The sequence below is a fragment of the Nonomuraea wenchangensis genome (genome assembly GCF_900111685.1).
In the GTDB taxonomy this organism is placed as follows: domain Bacteria; phylum Actinomycetota; class Actinomycetes; order Streptosporangiales; family Streptosporangiaceae; genus Nonomuraea; species Nonomuraea wenchangensis.
The window spans coordinates 100,247-115,743 of record NZ_FOHX01000014.1; the positions used below are offsets into that span (position 1 = coordinate 100,247).

General features: G+C 71.5%; 15 protein-coding genes. 11 read left to right on the top strand and 4 right to left on the bottom strand.

Annotated elements, in window-relative coordinates; genetic code table 11:
* Positions 1-191: 191 nt before the first annotated feature.
* From BMW85_RS33910 to BMW85_RS33955, 11 genes are all read left to right on the top strand, one after another.
* Entirely contained in the window at positions 192-1,319 is a 1,128-nt protein-coding gene (locus BMW85_RS33910) for a hypothetical protein (protein WP_143082499.1), read from the top strand.
* Positions 1,316-2,425 (top strand): hypothetical protein, encoded by a 1,110-nt coding sequence (locus tag BMW85_RS33915; protein WP_091089785.1) that lies wholly within the window; start codon positions 1,316-1,318, stop codon positions 2,423-2,425. The genes BMW85_RS33910 and BMW85_RS33915 overlap by 4 nt, the downstream gene beginning before the upstream one ends.
* A 16-nt stretch (positions 2,426-2,441) precedes the next feature.
* A complete protein-coding gene (locus BMW85_RS33920; protein ID WP_091089788.1) occupies positions 2,442-2,885 on the top strand; it encodes a hypothetical protein in 444 nt (147 codons plus the stop codon).
* A gap of 14 nt (positions 2,886-2,899) precedes the next feature.
* Positions 2,900-3,088, top strand: a complete 189-nt coding sequence (locus tag BMW85_RS48765; protein ID WP_143082500.1) for a hypothetical protein — start codon at positions 2,900-2,902, stop codon at positions 3,086-3,088.
* On the top strand, positions 3,085-4,254 hold the full coding sequence (locus BMW85_RS33925; protein WP_091089790.1) for a ThiF family adenylyltransferase: 1,170 nt from the start codon (positions 3,085-3,087) through the stop codon (positions 4,252-4,254). Before BMW85_RS48765 ends, BMW85_RS33925 begins: the two co-directional genes overlap by 4 nt.
* 108 nt (positions 4,255-4,362) lie before the next feature.
* A complete protein-coding gene (locus BMW85_RS52125) occupies positions 4,363-5,799 on the top strand; it encodes a CDP-alcohol phosphatidyltransferase family protein (protein ID WP_177241023.1) in 1,437 nt (478 codons plus the stop codon).
* Positions 5,800-5,807: 8 nt separating this feature from the next.
* Complete coding sequence (locus tag BMW85_RS52130) at positions 5,808-6,470, top strand: DUF5941 domain-containing protein (protein WP_091089791.1); 663 nt, start codon at positions 5,808-5,810, stop codon at positions 6,468-6,470.
* Positions 6,471-6,548: 78 nt separating this feature from the next.
* Entirely contained in the window at positions 6,549-7,283 is a 735-nt protein-coding gene (locus BMW85_RS33940; protein ID WP_091089794.1) for a phosphocholine cytidylyltransferase family protein, read from the top strand.
* Between the two features lie 10 nt (positions 7,284-7,293).
* Entirely contained in the window at positions 7,294-8,352 is a 1,059-nt protein-coding gene (locus BMW85_RS33945) for an iron-containing alcohol dehydrogenase family protein (protein WP_091089795.1), read from the top strand.
* Complete coding sequence (locus BMW85_RS33950; RefSeq protein ID WP_091089798.1) at positions 8,330-9,097, top strand: CDP-alcohol phosphatidyltransferase family protein; 768 nt, start codon at positions 8,330-8,332, stop codon at positions 9,095-9,097. The genes BMW85_RS33945 and BMW85_RS33950 overlap by 23 nt, the downstream gene beginning before the upstream one ends.
* A 183-nt stretch (positions 9,098-9,280) precedes the next feature.
* Positions 9,281-10,165 (top strand): glycosyltransferase family 2 protein, encoded by an 885-nt coding sequence (locus tag BMW85_RS33955; RefSeq protein ID WP_091089800.1) that lies wholly within the window; start codon positions 9,281-9,283, stop codon positions 10,163-10,165.
* An 80-nt stretch (positions 10,166-10,245) separates the two neighbouring features.
* Here BMW85_RS33955 and BMW85_RS33960 read toward each other — a convergent pair whose 3' ends face one another.
* From BMW85_RS33960 to BMW85_RS33975, 4 genes are all read right to left on the bottom strand, one after another.
* The gene (locus tag BMW85_RS33960; RefSeq protein ID WP_091089802.1) at positions 10,246-10,959 is read right to left on the bottom strand and encodes an acetoacetate decarboxylase family protein; all 714 of its coding nucleotides are present in this window, start codon (positions 10,957-10,959) and stop codon (positions 10,246-10,248) included.
* Between the two features lie 12 nt (positions 10,960-10,971).
* Entirely contained in the window at positions 10,972-11,985 is a 1,014-nt protein-coding gene (locus BMW85_RS33965) for a glycosyltransferase (RefSeq protein WP_091089804.1), read from the bottom strand.
* A 56-nt stretch (positions 11,986-12,041) separates the two neighbouring features.
* Positions 12,042-13,631 carry an acyltransferase family protein gene (locus BMW85_RS33970; protein ID WP_091089806.1) on the bottom strand — a complete coding sequence of 530 codons (1,590 nt, stop codon included), beginning with the start codon at positions 13,629-13,631 and terminating at the stop codon, positions 12,042-12,044.
* 177 nt (positions 13,632-13,808) lie between these two features.
* The gene (locus tag BMW85_RS33975) at positions 13,809-15,473 is read right to left on the bottom strand and encodes an LCP family protein (protein WP_091089809.1); all 1,665 of its coding nucleotides are present in this window, start codon (positions 15,471-15,473) and stop codon (positions 13,809-13,811) included.
* Between the last annotated feature and the right edge of the window lie 24 nt (positions 15,474-15,497).

A 15,497-nucleotide genomic window follows, 5' to 3' on the forward strand; every position in this document is an offset into this window, starting at 1 on the left:
GCGTAGGGCAGGTGCGGCAGGGCACGGGACGGGCGGCGGCCCGCCCGCCATTCCGGACGGCCGGAATTTGCACCGTTCCACATTCTCCGATTATTCAGCTGACTCAGCGTGATGGCTGTGATACATATGGCGTCACCGTGAGGCAGGGGGGCCTCCGTCCGGCGGCGGGTGGGGGAACGATGGAATGGCTCGTGGCGATCATTACTTCCGTCCTGGGCGGGCTGGCGGGGAAAATCCCGGAACTCATCATCGACAGGGCCGGCGAAAGACGGGCGGCCGCGGAGCGGGCCTCGCTGGACAGCGTGGCCGAGCAGCGGCTGGCGGCGACCCTTCAGGCGCATTCCCGCGAGCAGTACGAACGCGGTCTCTTTCTTGAGCGTTATCGGCTGCAGAATGCGCACTACCCGCTCGGCGTGGTCGGCAGGCTGCACCGGACGACGTCGAATTCGCTCCCGTCGGTCCTGGTCTCGCCGGTCGCCCCCGGCGGGAAACTGGCCGGGCACCGGATCCCCGGACTCGTTCACGAGGCTCTTCGCGGCGTCACGGCTTTCCCGCGGTTCGCGAAACTCCGCACCGGTTCTTTCGTCTCCGACAACGGCGTGCCGCGGACGATCACGGGATCGGTGGGCGCGGAGGAGATCGCCGCGCTGGAGTTCCCCGGGCGTCCCGCGATCATTCTCTATTTCGAGAGGGACGGCGATCGCCTGTCCGTCTTCGCCTTTCTGAACGCGCTGTTCCCGGCCGTGGACGGCGCTTCGGGATTCGGCCTGCGGGTGGCCACCTTCGGATGGGACCCGCCCCTTGGAACGATGCACAGCCGGCCCGGCGACGGCGACCTGCCGACCTGGCAGTACGTCGACCTGTCGGCCGCCCCGCAGCCGGCGGACAGGGTGGTCGCCGCGGTGCTGGCCTGGTTCGTCCTCGCCTGCCTGGACCAGCACTGGCGGATCCGGGGGGTGCACGACCCCGGCCTGCTCGACGAGGTGCTGCGAGCCGTGCCGGACGCCGCGGTGGCGCCCGCCGCGGCCGTGCCCGCACCACCGGCGGGCGAGGTGTTCGGCTATCGGATGGAGACCGAGCTCGGCGAGCTGATCCACGCGGGATACGCCCCCGAGATCGCGGCCTTCACCGACAGCCAGGTGGCCGTGATCGTCGAGCTGGAGGAGTGCCAGGTCGCCCTCGTCGTGTCCGCGGCCTACCCCGCGGAGCCTCCTCTGGTGCTCGTGCAGTCAGGAGCCGAGGGCGAGTGCCTGGACCTCGACGCGTCCGGGTGGTCACCCGACCGCACCCTTCTGGAGATCGTGGAGAGCCTCCGATGACCGACCACTACCACATCAGGATCTACGAGTCCGAGCTCGAGACCATCTGCGACGAGACGTTCGAGCACCAGGACATCGAGACCGGCGGCGGCCTCTACGGCCTCTTCAGCCACGGCGGCAGCGCCACGGTCTTCCTGGCCACCCGCCCGGCCGGCCAGGTCGTCCGCAGTGAGGCCACGCTGGAGCTCGACCCCGAGGTCGCGAGGGCCATGGAGAACGGCATGTGGACGACGTTCGGGCTGCAGAGCCTCGGCATGTGGCACTCCCACCACTGGATCGGCCTGTTCGAGCCGAGCTCCGGCGACCTCAGCCGGGCCCGGGGGCTCGCGGCCAAGGCCGAACGGCTCCGTCACGTGGAGATACTCGCCAACTTCGTCAACGGGGAGGGCACCGCCGCGCCGCAGCGCCCGCGGCTGCCCTGGCGGCGCGACCATTCCGGGGACGCCGTCGTCCGGCTCACGCCGTTCTTCTATCCCGATGTCGCGAGGTCGGAGCGGGCGGCGGCCTCGTTCGCCGTGATCCCGGGGGAGAGCCCGATCCGCAAGGAGGCCGCCAGGCTCGAACTGCCCTCCGGCATCGGGCCCGGCCTGCTGCGCGAGGCCGGCTCCCAGGCGCGGACCCGCTACCAGCTCGGCACCTCCACGGCGCGGCGGGGGAGCGGGCCCGTGGGCGAACGGGAGGACCTGCCGGCCCGCCCGGCCTTGGAGGAGCCGCGTACGCCGGCCCGCCCCGCCCTGGAAGAGCCGCGCGCACCGGCCGCGGACCTCGCCGCGCGGCCGGGCCCGGCCGGTGACCCCCGGCGGGAGCCGATCCCCGACCCCACCGTCTTCCTGGAGAAGTACCTCAACCCCCTGCTGCACGGGAGCGGGCACATGGCGGAGCTGTGCCCGATGGGAGACCAGCTCATCTGCGTCGTCGTCCGCGGCCACCGCCACCGCGCGGACTTCCGCTACATCCTCGCGTGGGACGGCAGATACGCCTTCGTGTGGGCGGCGTCCATCCAGGCGCACCGGCAGAGCCTCGACTGGGTCCCCCGAGGGCCGGAGGAGCGTTATCTCCTGCGCGAGGTCTTCGAGTGGGGAATTCAGAACCTTCGGGGGCAGTGAGAGTAAGGGGAGACCATTGGTATGGGATGAATGGCAGCGCTATCGCCTCGCCGCCGATCGCCAGGCTCTGCTCCAGCAGTTTCCCGGCTTCGACTTCTTCAACCCGTTCGGCAGGACCTTCGTCTACGGCGTTTATCACAGCAACACCGGCCACCCTTATGGGATACGCATCTACCTTCCCGCCGGATATCCCGACGAGTGCCCGACGACCTATGTCACCGAGCCCCTTCCCCTCATGGGCTACACGCAGCCCATCGTCGCCTACGGGACGAGCCACGAGATGCACACCTGGGCGAGCGACCGCGAGGGCTGGGTGAAGGTCTGCACCTACCGCCCGGAGATGTGGTCGGCCGCCATCTCCATCGTCAAGATCGTGCGCAAGGCGATGCTCTGGGTGACCGCGTACGAATGCCACCTGCAGGACGGCAGCCCCATTTCCCGATTCCTGATGGACGCTTGAAAGGAAGTAGCCCCGTGGCTTCTGATCGACACAACGACATTCGCGCGTTCATGGAACAGGCCGCCAAGGGCACCATGCCGCGCGGGAAGCAGATGGTCTTCAACCCGCAGACCGGAAAGTGGGAGGTGCGTTCCTCGGGGGAACGGGCCGGCGACATGGTTCCGCAGATCGACGCCGAGGACATGAAGGCGTTCGCCGCATGAGCGCCCCGCGGCACGTCGTCGTCCACGCGAGCGCCCTGTCGGCGGGGGCGGACCGGCTGGCGCTGCGCCGGCTCGACGACGGCGACCTGGGCGTGATCGACGGCACCGAAGGCACCGACGTCGTGGTCGTACGCGGAGCGGCCCCCTCGGCGCCGGTCGAGGACGCCGTGCTCGTGTGCCAGGTGGAGGCGGACAGCGTGCGGTGCTACCGCGTGACCGGCGGGGAGCCGGGCGAGGAGGTCGAGAGCACCGTCATCCCCGCCTCCATGGACCTCTTCGACCGCGTACGCGGCATCTTCGAGACGGACGTGCTCCGTGACCGCGCCGTGGCCGTGCTCGGGCTCGGCTCGGGCGGCAGCTTCATCGTCCGCGAGCTCGCCAAGGCGGGCGTGGGCCGCTTCCTGCTCCTCGACCACGACCGGCTCGAACCCGGCAACGTCTCCCGCCACGAGCTGGGACTGAACGACGTCGGCCGGTTCAAGGCGCTCGCCATGCGGGACCTGGTGCACCGGCACAATCCCGCGGCCGAGGTGGTGACCAGCACCCTCCACGTGAACGGGGACACCAAGCACGAGGTCCTGGAGCACATCAGGAAGCTCGGCGCCGACGTGGTGATCTGCGCCACCGACACGCGGGAGAGCCGCCTGCTGATCAACCGGCTCTGCCTGCAGAACGAGCTGCCGATGATCCTCGGCGGGGTCTTCCAACGCGCGTACGGCGGCATCGTCCAGCGCGTCATCCCCGGACTGACCGCCTGCTACCAGTGCTTCGTCGACTCGCTTCCCGGCCAGGCCGGCGACACCGAGATCAGCAGCGAGGCCGACGCCGCCCGGTTCTCCTACACCGACCGGGCGGTCCTGCCCCAGCCCGGCCTGTCCACCGACGTCATCCCGATCGCGCTGCTCATGGCCAAACTGGCCCTGCTGGAACTGCTCGGCGACGCCTCGCCCGCCTTCCGCGGCCTCAACCAGGACCTGGTCGCCCCCATGTTCCAGTGGATCAACCGGCGCGAGGCCGCGCACGCCCACCTCCCGCCCATGGGCGCCGGCGTGGACGAGCTCAGCGTGCTGCGCTGGTACGGCGTCCTGCTGCCCAGGCTCGACCGCTGCCCCGCCTGCGGGACGAAAGAGGTGGTCACCAAGGACGAGGTGTACGGGGTCACCTGACCGGCATAACGGTCCTGTTCCGTGATATCGCGTTGACCGGTCGCTACGCTGAGGCTACGCACCCCTCAAGTCCACGCACCTCCGCCCGACCGGTAGGAGACCTGCGCTTTGCCCGACTCGCTGACCGCGCACGACGATCCGAGGCACGACCATCCGGCCACGGCGGCCGTCGTCCTCGCCACCACGCCGGCGAGCAGGCTCTCCTGCTCCGACGGCACGCTGCTCGACCGCCTCGGCACGCAGCTCGACCTCCTGCCCGTCCGCGACGTGCAGGTGCTGACGCAGGGGGTCGGACTCGCGGCCGACCTCAGGGGCGTCGCGAAGATCGCCAGGACGGCCGTGAGCGCGCTCGCCCTGGTGCCCGCCGACCTCGTGGCCCACACCGAGGCCCTGGCACTGCTGCTGGACCATCCGGCGCACGACACGGGCGCGCTGGTCGCGCTGGACCCGGCCGAGGGCCCGCTCCGGCCGCCGGTCCGGGTCGAGGGCGGCACGGTCGTGGCCGCGGGCAGCTCGTTCCACACCGTGCCCGAGGCCAACGCCACCTTCCGCGGCCTGCTCCAGGTCGCCGCGCCCGACCTCGGCACGCTCGCCGAGGTCGCCGAGGAGCTGGCCGAGCTGGCCGACACCGGCAAGCTCGGCCCGGTCACCCCCGTCGAGACCGTCGACCTGCTGCTGGTCGGGCTCGTCCGCAGCGGCGTGAAGGTCCGGGCCGCCCCGCTCGGGCCGCTGCACGCCGACCGGGTCGCCGGGCAGCACGCCGCCGACGTGGCCGTCGCGCGGCTGGCCGAGGTGGACGAGGACCGCGTCCGGCTGGACACCTCGGTCAAGGACGACGACGGCTTCTTCGCCACGTTCCTCGTCTCGACCTGGACCCGCCACCTGATCAGGCCGGCCGCCCGGCTCAAGCTCACCCCCAACACGGTGACCGGCATCTCGGTCGGGCTGGCGGTGCTGGCGGCGGTGTGGTTCTCGGCCGGTACGCCGGGCGGGCTCCTGCTGGGGGCGGTGCTGTTCTACCTGTCGTTCGCGCTCGACTGCCTCGACGGGCAGCTCGCCCGCTACACCCGTACGTTCTCGCCGCTCGGCGCGTGGGTGGACGGCATGGCCGACCGGCTGAAGGAATACCTCGTCTACGCCGGTCTGGCCCTCGGCGTCCCCGGCCCCGGCGTCTGGCGGCTGGCCGTGGCCGCGATGATCCTCCAGGTCGTCCGGCATGCCATGGCCCACTCCTTCGCCGGCGCGGCGGCGGGCGCGGACGGGGCAGGCGGCGCGTCCTGGTCCCGCCCGGCGCGGTCGCTGCGCGAGTCGGCCGACGCCGCCTCGCCCCGTGGCCTGCTCGCGCTCGCCCGGCGGGTCGAGCGGATGCCGGTCGTGCGCTGGCTCAAGCGGATGATCGTGCTGCCGATCGGCGAGCGGACCGCGCTGATCTGCGTCACCGCCGCCGGATGGGGGGCGCGTACGACGTTCGTGACGCTGCTGGCCTGGGGCGGGGTTGCTATGACGTACCAGTTGGTCGGACGGATGGCGAGGTCGGCGCGATGAGGAGCCCGATGGGGAGGCCGGCGGGGAGACAGGCCGGGGGCCGGGTGGCCAGGCCCGTGCACATGGCGCCGGTGCCGAGGAGCGCCGTCGTCGCGCAGCGCGACGACGGGCCGCTCTCGCGGGCGATGGGCCTGCTGGTGGCCGGTCAGCTGCCGCCGCTGCCGCCGGTGCTGGCCGGCACGTTCGTCACCGGCGTGCTGCTGCTGCTCGGCGTGGCCGGCGCCGACGGGCTGGCGGTCTTCGCGCCCGCCGTCACGCTGCTGCTGGCCGGTCCGGGCAGCACGCATCCGCACGACGGCCGCTTCGACTGGCTGGTGCCGCCGATCCTGCGGCTGATCGAGTACACCTTCGTGGCCGCCGTCGGGTTCGCCCACGGGCTGCACCCGCTGCTGATCATGGTGCTGCTCGGCGCGCTCGCCTTCCATCATTACGATCTGGTCTACCGCCTGCGGGAGCGGGTCCATCCGCCCTCGTGGCTGGCCACGGCCGGGCTCGGCTGGGACGGCCGGATGATGGTGGTCTCCCTGGTCGCGCTCATGGGGCCGTTGACCGTGGGCTACACGCTGCTGGCGCTCTACCTGTGGGGGCTGTTCGGCTGGGAGAGCCTCACCCGCTGGCTCGCCGCGCCCACCGTACGGGTGGAGGCGACCGATGCGCGAACGCAAGACTGACACCGGATTACCCGCGGAGGGCCCAAAGGCAACTAACCTTTGGCCCACATGTAGTCATGCTCGACTGAGGAGTGCACGTTGCTGGGAATGGTGCTGGCCGCTGGGGCCGGACGACGCCTGCGGCCTTACACCGACACGTTGCCCAAGGCGCTCGTGCCGGTCGACGGTGAAACCACGATCATGGACATCTCGCTGCGCAACCTGGCCGAGGTGGGCCTGCGGGACGTCGTGATCGTCGTCGGCTACGCGGCGCAGGCCGTGCACGAGCGCAAGGCCGGCTTCGAGGAGAAGTACGGCGTCAGGCTCACCCTGGTGCACAACGACAAGGCCGAGGAGTGGAACAACGCCTACTCCCTGTGGTGCGCCCGCGAGCACTTCGCGCAGGGCGCGCTGCTGGTCAACGGCGACACCGTGCACCCGGTCTCGGTCGAGAAGACGCTGCTGGCCGCCCCCGAGACCAGCGACATCCTGCTCGCCGTCGACAACGTCAAGAAGCTCGCCGACGAGGAGATGAAGGTGACCCTCGACGAGGGCGGCTCGCTGCGGCGCATCACCAAGCTGATGGACCCGGCCGAGGCGTACGGCGAGTACATCGGCGCCACCCTGATCCGCCCCGCCGCCGCCGCGCGGCTGGCCGACGCGCTCAAGGCCACCTTCGAGCGCGACCCGCAGCTCTACTACGAGGACGGCTACCAGGAGCTGGTCGAGCGTGGCGAGACCATCCACGCGGCGTCCATCGGCGAGGTCGACTGGGTCGAGGTGGACAACCACGAGGACCTGGCCAAGGCCCGCACCATCGCCGTACGCTACTGAGGAGCCGGGCATGCCGCTTCTCGCGAGGATGTTGCCGGCGCCGCTGACCATGCAGGTCAGGCGGGGCGCCGTGGCGGAGCTCGGCGCTCTGCTGGCCGACAGCAGGGTGGCGACCTCCGGCCGGGTCGCCATAGCGGTCGGCCCGGGGCAGGGCGACCACATAGAGAGTCTGATCTCCCCGCAGCTCGACGAGGCCGAGGTGTTCCGGGTGTCCGACGGCACGGTGGACGCCGCCGTCTCGCTCGGCGCCGACCTGCGCAAGAGCGCTTTCGAGGTCGTGGTCGGCGTGGGCGGCGGCAGGACCATCGACGCCACCAAGTACGCCGCCTCGCTGGCCGGCATCCCGATGGTCGCCGTGGCCACCAACCTCTCCCACGACGGCATCTGCTCGCCCACCGCCTCCCTCGTCTACGAGGGCGGCAAGGGCTCGTTCGGCGTGCCGATGCCGCTCGCCATCCTGGTCGACCTCGACTTCGTGCACGCCGCGCCCCCCACCCTGGTCAGGGCCGGGGTGGGCGACGTGGTCAGCAACCTGTCGGCGATCGAGGACTGGCAGCTCAGCAACGTCGAACGCGGCGAGCCCATAGACGGCCTGGCCTGCTCGATGGCGCGCACCGCGGCCGAGGCGCTCGTCGGCCGGCAGGACGGCATCGAGTCCGACGCGTTCCTGACCGTGCTGGCCGAGTCCCTGATCCTGTCGGGCATGTCCATGGTCATCGCCGGGTCGTCGCGGCCCGCGAGCGGCGGCGACCATGAGATCCTGCATGCCGTGGATCAGCTCTTCCCCGGCACCTCCAACCACGGCGAGCTCGCCGGCATCGCCACGGTCTTCTGCTTCTTCCTCCGCGAGGACGAGGCGCGGGCCAGGCAGATCGCCGACTGCCTGCGCCGGCACGAGCTGCCGGTGGTGCCGGCGGACATCGGGCTGAGCGTCGAGCAGTTCGCCGAGGCGGTGGCGCTGGCTCCGTCCACCCGTCCCGGCCGCTACACGATCCTGGAGCACCTCCGCATGCAGGACAACGAGATCCGTGAGCGGGTGGCGGACTATGTCCGGACCTTCGGTAGCTGACCTGCGGCGGGTCGCCCAGCCCGCCGGTCATCTGGAGCGCAGGAACGGCGAGCACTGGGCCGGCGTGCTCTACATGCGCCGCCTGTCCATCTACGTCACCTGGCTCATGGCGCGCACCCGGGTCACCCCCAACCAGCTCACCTGGGTGATGACGGTGGCCGGGGTGCTGGCCGGGTTCGTGATCGCGGTCCCCGGGCTCTGGGCGGCCGTGGCCGCCGCCCTGCTCATCCAGGTCTACCTGCTGCTCGACTGCTCCGACGGCGAGCTGGCCCGCTGGACGGGCCGCACCTCGCTGACCGGCGTCTACCTCGACCGGGTGGGGGCCTACTTCGCCGAGGCGGCCGTGCTCGCCGGGCTGGGCTGGCGGGCCTCGGCCGTGCTGCCCGACTGGTACACCGTGCTGGGGGTGGGGGCCGCGCTCGGCGCCATCCTCATCAAGGCCGAGACCGACCTGGTCGAGGTGGCGCGGGCCAAGGGCGGCCTGCCGGCGGCGGGGGAGTCGGGCGCGGTGCAGTTCCGCTCCGGGCTGCTCGGGCTGGGGCGGCGCATCCTGTCCGCCACGAAGTTCCACCGCATCGTGCAGCCGATCGAGCTGTCGCTGCTGGCCCTCGCGACGGCCGTGATCGACGCGGTGCGGGGCGACCTGGCGGCGACCAGGGTGCTGCTGGTGGCCTGCTTCGTCGCCGCTTGCCTACAAGTCGTCCTGCATTTGGTCAGCATCCTGGCATCGAGGCGGCTGGCGTGATCCGATGTCGGAACCGTAACGGCCGCTCGTCCGTCGTATTGATCGGACGTCGTCGGTTCGGTGGGGGTTCACCCTCGGTTCCGATACGCTTAGCTCACCCTAGATTCAGGACCATGCGACCAGACTCGGTGATCATGAAAGAATGCTCCGCCCGTGTTCTCAACGCGTCAGGACAGTGATTCGTTGAAGATCTCGTGCGTCATCCTCACCATGGGCAACCGGGTCGCCGAGCTGAACCGGGCGGTCGAGTCCGCGCTCAACCAGATCGACGGCGACGTCGAGGTGGTGATCGTGGGCAATGGCGCCGACGTGCCCGAGGTGTCGGCGACGCCACCCGAAGGGTCGTCCGCGGTCGTCAAATCGATCCGGCTCGACCGTAACACCGGCATCCCCGCCGGCCGCAACCGCGGCGTCGAGGAGTGCTCCGGAGACGTCGTGCTGTTCCTCGACGACGACGGCTGGTACGCCGACCAGAAGGTCGTCGCCCACGTGCGCGACCGCTTCGCCACCGAGCCCGACCTCGCGGTCATCTCCTTCCGGGTGATGGACCCCGACGGCGGCATCGGCCAGCGGCGCCACGTCCCCAGGCTGCGGGCCGGCGATCCGCAGCGCTCCTCGCCCGTCACCACGTTCCTCGGCGGCGCCTCGGCCATCAGGCGCTCGGCGTTCCTCCAGGTGGGCGGCCTGCCCGAGCGGTTCTTCTACGCGCACGAGGAGACCGACCTGGCCTGGCGGCTGCTCGGCGAGGGCTACCGCATCGAGTACGACGCCGAGACGGTGATGTACCACCCGCAGGTGCCGCCCACCCGGCACGCGGAGTTCTACCGGCTCAACGCCCGCAACCGGGTCTGGCTGGCCCGGCGCAACCTGCCGTGGCCGCTGGCGGTGCTCTACCTGACCAACTGGGTCGTGCTCACGCTCATCCGCGAGCGCCGCTCGCCGACCGCGATCAAAGCGTGGTTCCGCGGCTTCGCCGAGGGGTTGCGCACGCCCGCCGGCGAGCGGCGGCCTATGGCCTGGCGCACGGCGTGGCGCATGGTCAAACTCGGCCGCCCGCCGATCGTCTGAGCCCGTCCGCGGTCTGAGCCCGTCCCGCAGTCCGAGCCGGCCCCGCAGTCCGTCCCCGACCCGCCTGAGGCCCGTCCGTCTCAGGCCGGTGACGGCTCGCCGAAGCTCATCTGCGCCCGCGCGACCGTCGTGCTGAACAGCGCCCGCTTGGGCAGCCCCAGCTCGCTCAGCTCCTTGGCGATGGGATGGTTGCCCAGGCGGATCAGCGCCCCGCCCGGCCGCACCCGCGCGCCCTGAGCCCGTACGGACCAGGGCACCCGCCGGGTGACGCCGTCGCGGTGCGTGTAGGCGTCCATGGGCGCCATCGCCGTCGCCCCCGGCACCGGAACGCCGGGCTTGATCAGCAGGTCGAGCACGAGCCGGCCGTCCTTGCGCAGCACGCACCGCTTGTAGGGCGACCCGAGCCGCAGGTCGATGTCCGCCAGCTCCTTCGGGAACCCCCACAGCGTGCGCCCCGCCTCCAGCGTGAACCCCTGGTCCACCGGCAGCCAGTGCACGAACACCCCCGCCCGCCGCACCTCGGCCGGCCCCGCGGAGCCCGCCACGCCCGGCGGCCGGACCAGGAACGCCATGCCGAACTCGTGGTAGGCGTCGAGGTCGCCGTCACGGTAGTCGACGAACAGCAGCACGCAGACGGCCTTGCCGGGCAGCGCCTCGGCCACGTCGAGGCCGGAGTAGGCGATCACCGCCCGCGCGGCGTCGGCACGGACCGGGTAGACGGCACTGCACACCTGCGCGTCCCGCACCCGGACGGGGAACTCGACCGTCCGGCCCTGGATCAGTTGCGATGCCATGGCTTCAGTACATCAACCGCCACGCCGGGCCGCCATTCCCGCCGCGCCCCTCATGCCTACCCCGGGCGTGAGGACGCGGGCGGCGCCGAGGCCCGCCCATGACTCGGCGTGGCGCACGAAGGCCGCCGCGTGGTCGGGCCAGTGGTGACGCAGCCTGGCCTCGGCGTGCCCGCGCGCCCCCAGCTCGGCCCGGCGGGCCGGGTCCTCCTTGAGGTCGAGCACGGCGTTCAGCACGGCGTCCACGTCCCGAGGCACGACCAGGCCGCACCCGGCGGACTCCACCGGCGCCGCGCCCCGGGGAGTGGTGACGACCGGCAGGCCGCGGCCCATGTAGTCGAGGATCTTCGTCGGCAGCCACGGCACCGTCTCGTCCGCCAGCGACAGGCCGGCGAGCGCGCCCTCGCTCATGCGCAGGGCGTGGCGGAGCGGCACGTAGCCGTACCAGTCGAGCAGGCCGACCCGCTGGGCGTCGCGCAGCAGCGGGCGCACGCCGGGCTCGGCCGGGCCGATGAGGTCGAGCCGGACGCCGTACGGGGCCAGGCGCTCGGCCAGGGCGATCAGCTCCGTCACGCCGCGGTCGGCGGCGAGGCGGCCGAGGTGCACGACCCGGGCGTCACCGGACGGCGGCGGCTCGGCGGCGACGAACGTGGCCTCCGGCACGTCCGCGGAGGTGACGATCCGGTGCCGCCGCTCGGCGCGGGCGAGGCGGCGGGGCGTGACCCGCTCGCGTACGTCCCAGACGACCGGTGGGCGCCGGTGCGGCAGCGCCCGCAGCAGCCGGTGCTCGTGGACGACGAGCAGGTCCGCGTCCTTGAGCGCGCGCCTGAGTGCGGAGTGGGCCCGCCGGAGCGAGGCGCGGCGCGGCACGTCCACCGGCGTGAGCCCGGCCGCCGGGGTCACGTTGTGGTAGGTGAACGGCGCGACGTAGGTCACCTCGTGGCCCGCGTCGAGCAGCGCCCGGATCTGCCGGTGCATGATCCGGGCGTCCTCGGGATGGTGGACGGTGGTGGCGACACATGCGCGCATGTGTCGATGCTCCGCGCCCACCCGGTCACAGGCGTGAACGCGGGTGGAACGCTCGCCTAACTTCCGGCGCTCAGCTTGGCCGACGGCCGCCGGTAGAGCCAGGTCAGGCGTGGCTCCAGCACCCACTTGAAGAGGGTCCTGGTCTCCGGCAGGCACAGGACGATCGCCAGCGCGAAGCAACTGGACGCGATGGCCAGCACGCCCAGCGGCCCGAACAGCCACGGGAACTCCAGCCAGCCCATCTCCTTGGCGATCAGCACCGGGATGCCGTGCAGCAGGTAGCAGTAGAGCGTGCGGGTGCCGAGGTCGGAGAACCACGTCTCGCCCCTCGGCACGAGCGCCAGCACGGCGAAGCACATCGCCAGCGCGCAGATCAGCAGCGCGGTGCGCAGGCCGAGGCCCATGTACCAGGACAGGTTGAGGTCGGCGTAGCTGTTCTTGTAGTAGAACGGGCCGAGCTTGGTGTGGGGGGCCACGAGGATCGCCACGGCGGCCGCGCCGAGGATCGTGAACACCGACACGATCTTGATCCAGCGCCGGTTGAGCATCTCGAAGTGCTCGGGCTGCATCACCAGGCCGATCACGAAGAACGGCATCAGGCCGAAGAAGCGGTCCATGCTGAAGTCGCCGGAGATCTGGGAGAACCCGGCGAACAGGTAGATGGCGATCGCCACCGGCACCGGATACTTCATGCGCTTCCACACCGGCGTGGACAGCCGCCAGAACAGCAGCGCCAGCAGATACCAGTTGAGCCAGGCCGGGTCGATGATGGTCAGACTCCACTTGCTGCCCAGCGCGGTGCGGAGCGCGGCGTAGCCGACCTCGACGATGACGTACGGGACCAGGAACGTGTCGACCAGCTTGTTGGTCTTGGCGTTGGAGTTCCAGAAGTTCCTGGACAGGTAGCCGCTGATCAGCACGAACAGCGGCATGTGGAAGGTGTAGATGAAGATGTAGAGCGCCCGCGAGCTGTCGGCGGCGAGCGTGGGCACCAGGGAGTGGCCCAGGACGACGAGCGCGATCAGGACGAACTTGACGTTGTCGAGGAACGGGTCGCGGCGGCGGCGCGGCGGCTCGGCCTCGGGCCGCGCCTCGGTCGCGACGCCCTCACCGGGCCCGGCCTGAGCCGTGGCCCCGGTGGCGGTGGCGGGCCCGTCCGGGCGGGCGCTCGCGGCACCCGGCTGAGGACCGGGATGCCCGGGACCAGGCGGAGGGCCTGGACGCCCGGCAGGAGCGGCCGGGGCACCGGGCGCACCCGCGTAGCCGGCGGGGGCGGCAGGGGCGGCGGGCCGCTGGAAAGCGGAGCCAGGCCCCTGAGGAGCGGGATCCCGCGGCGCGGGGCCCTGGTGCGCGGGGGCGCCGGGAACCCGGCCGGCCGGGCCGGCCTGCGCGCCCGGCCCCTGCGGAGCCGGTCCCTGCGCACGCGGTCCTTGCGGAGCCGGCCCCTGCGGGCCCTGCCCGTGTGCGCCCTGCCCCTGTGGGGCCGGGCCCTGGGGGGCTGGGGTGCCGGGGTCGGTGTGTCCGGTCCAGATCGACTCCTCCGGCAGCGGCCACCGGGCGCCCGTCTGGGCGGGGCCGCCTTCCTCGCCCGGAGCCGGCTGGCTCCCAGGGGTCGTGACCGGTCGGGAGAATCGGGTGTCAGACACGAGGGGAGTCGCTCAGCTTCGCTAGGGGCCGGGGAGCACGGCGCCAACGAGACGTGATGATCCGGTAACGATCCGGTGTCGCGCTGCGTCGCCGACCCGCAACACATTATCCCGCCCGTACGGCTCCTGTCTCCGACAGCCGTCCAGAATGCCGGGTTACACAGGGAATTTGGAGCCTCAGGTGCACACGTTCTTCTGGTCGGCGGCGGTGATGGTGCTGTTCTTCACACTGTCCGGCAGCTTGGTGACCTTGACCGAGTCGAAGTCCTCGCCCACCACGAGCTGGATGACCGGCGCGCCCTTCGGCGCGACCCCGGCGGCGGCGGTCGTGGACGTGTACGCCGACGGGTTGGTCACCTTGACCCATCCGGCCGCCGAGGTCGGCTTGGGCAGCACGGCGCCCGTCAGCGTGCCGGCGTAGTCGGGGGCCGTCTCGGTCGTCTTGGCGTAGTGGACCTCGGTCTTGGCCAGGCCGACGCCCCCCGGCGCCTCGTAGTTGCCGAGGCCGACGACGGTGAAGCCCTGCTCGGCGAGCTGGTCGGCGACCTCGCGGGCCTTGCCGACGGTCTTGGTGCCGTTGAGCACCTGCACCTTGACCTGCTCCGGCTTGATCGTCACCTTCGGCTTGGTGGTGCCCGCACTGGCCGAGGGGGCCGGGGTGGCTACCTCGGTGTCGGTCTTGATCGAGGTGAACAGCTTGGTGGCGTCGGGCTCCTTCCACACCACGCGGTTCTTGTCCTGCGGGTCGGGGGCCCAGGGGATGGTGGTGAACTGCACGCCGCCCGCCGTGAGCTGCTTGGCGCTCATCGCGATCTCGATGAGCTGCTCGGGGTCGTTGGCGAGCTCGGGGTCCATGGTGACCGAGCCGGCCGCGGCGGAGATGAAGTCCTTGAGCTTGCCGACGTCGGTGAGCAGCTCGCTGCTGGTGGCCTTGGCGACGACCTTGCTGAGGAAGATCTGCTGGCGGCGGATGCGCTGGATGTCGCTGCCGTCGCCGTAGTGGCGCAGGCGTACGTAGCCGAGCGCCTTCTCGCCGTCGAGCCGGCTCCTGCCGGCGGGCAGGACGAGCTTGCTGGCCCTGTCGTTGACGGCGGTCTTCAGGCAGATCTCGATGCCGCCGAGCGCGTCCACGATGTTCTTGAAGCCGCTGAAGTCGACCTCGACGAAGTGGTTGACGCGGATGCCGGTGAGGGTCTCGATGGTGGAGATGGTGCAGGCGACGCCGCCCGAGTTGTACGCCGAGTTGATCATGTCACGGCGCGGCGCCATCTCCTGCTTGGTGGTCTCGTTCTTGCACTTGGGGATCTGCACCATGGAGTCGCGCGGGAAGCTGATCAGCCGGGCCTTGTCGCGGTTGGGCGAGATGTGCATGAGGATGATCGTGTCGGTGCGCTTGCCGCCCGCGTCGGCCAGCCGGGCGGTCTGCTGGCCGTACTTCGCGTTGCCCGCGCCCGCCCGCGTGTCGGAGCCGACGAGCAGCACGTTGAGCGCGCCGGTGTCCGGGGGCCGGGGGTTGATGATGTCCTTGTTGACGCTCTTCTGGGTGATGTTGCCGAACGCGTCGCGGTACATCGTGTACGCGGTCAGCGAGCCCGCCACCATGACCGTGGTGACGCCGATGCTGACCCAGGCCAGCACCCGCATCCTGTTGCCGCCGCCACCGCCGCCTCGGTGGCCGCGCGGCGGCTCGTCGCCGGGTGGCGGGGGAGGGGGCGGTGGCGTGGGGCTCGCGCCGCCGGCGGCGGCGGCCCTGCGTGCCATCCTGCTGCCTGGCTGGGTGGGCGCCGAGCGGTAGCCCTGCTGCGCGGTGTCGACTACCGGCGCGATCCTGTAGTCACTCATACGCCCCCTGGCCTCGTTCCTCGC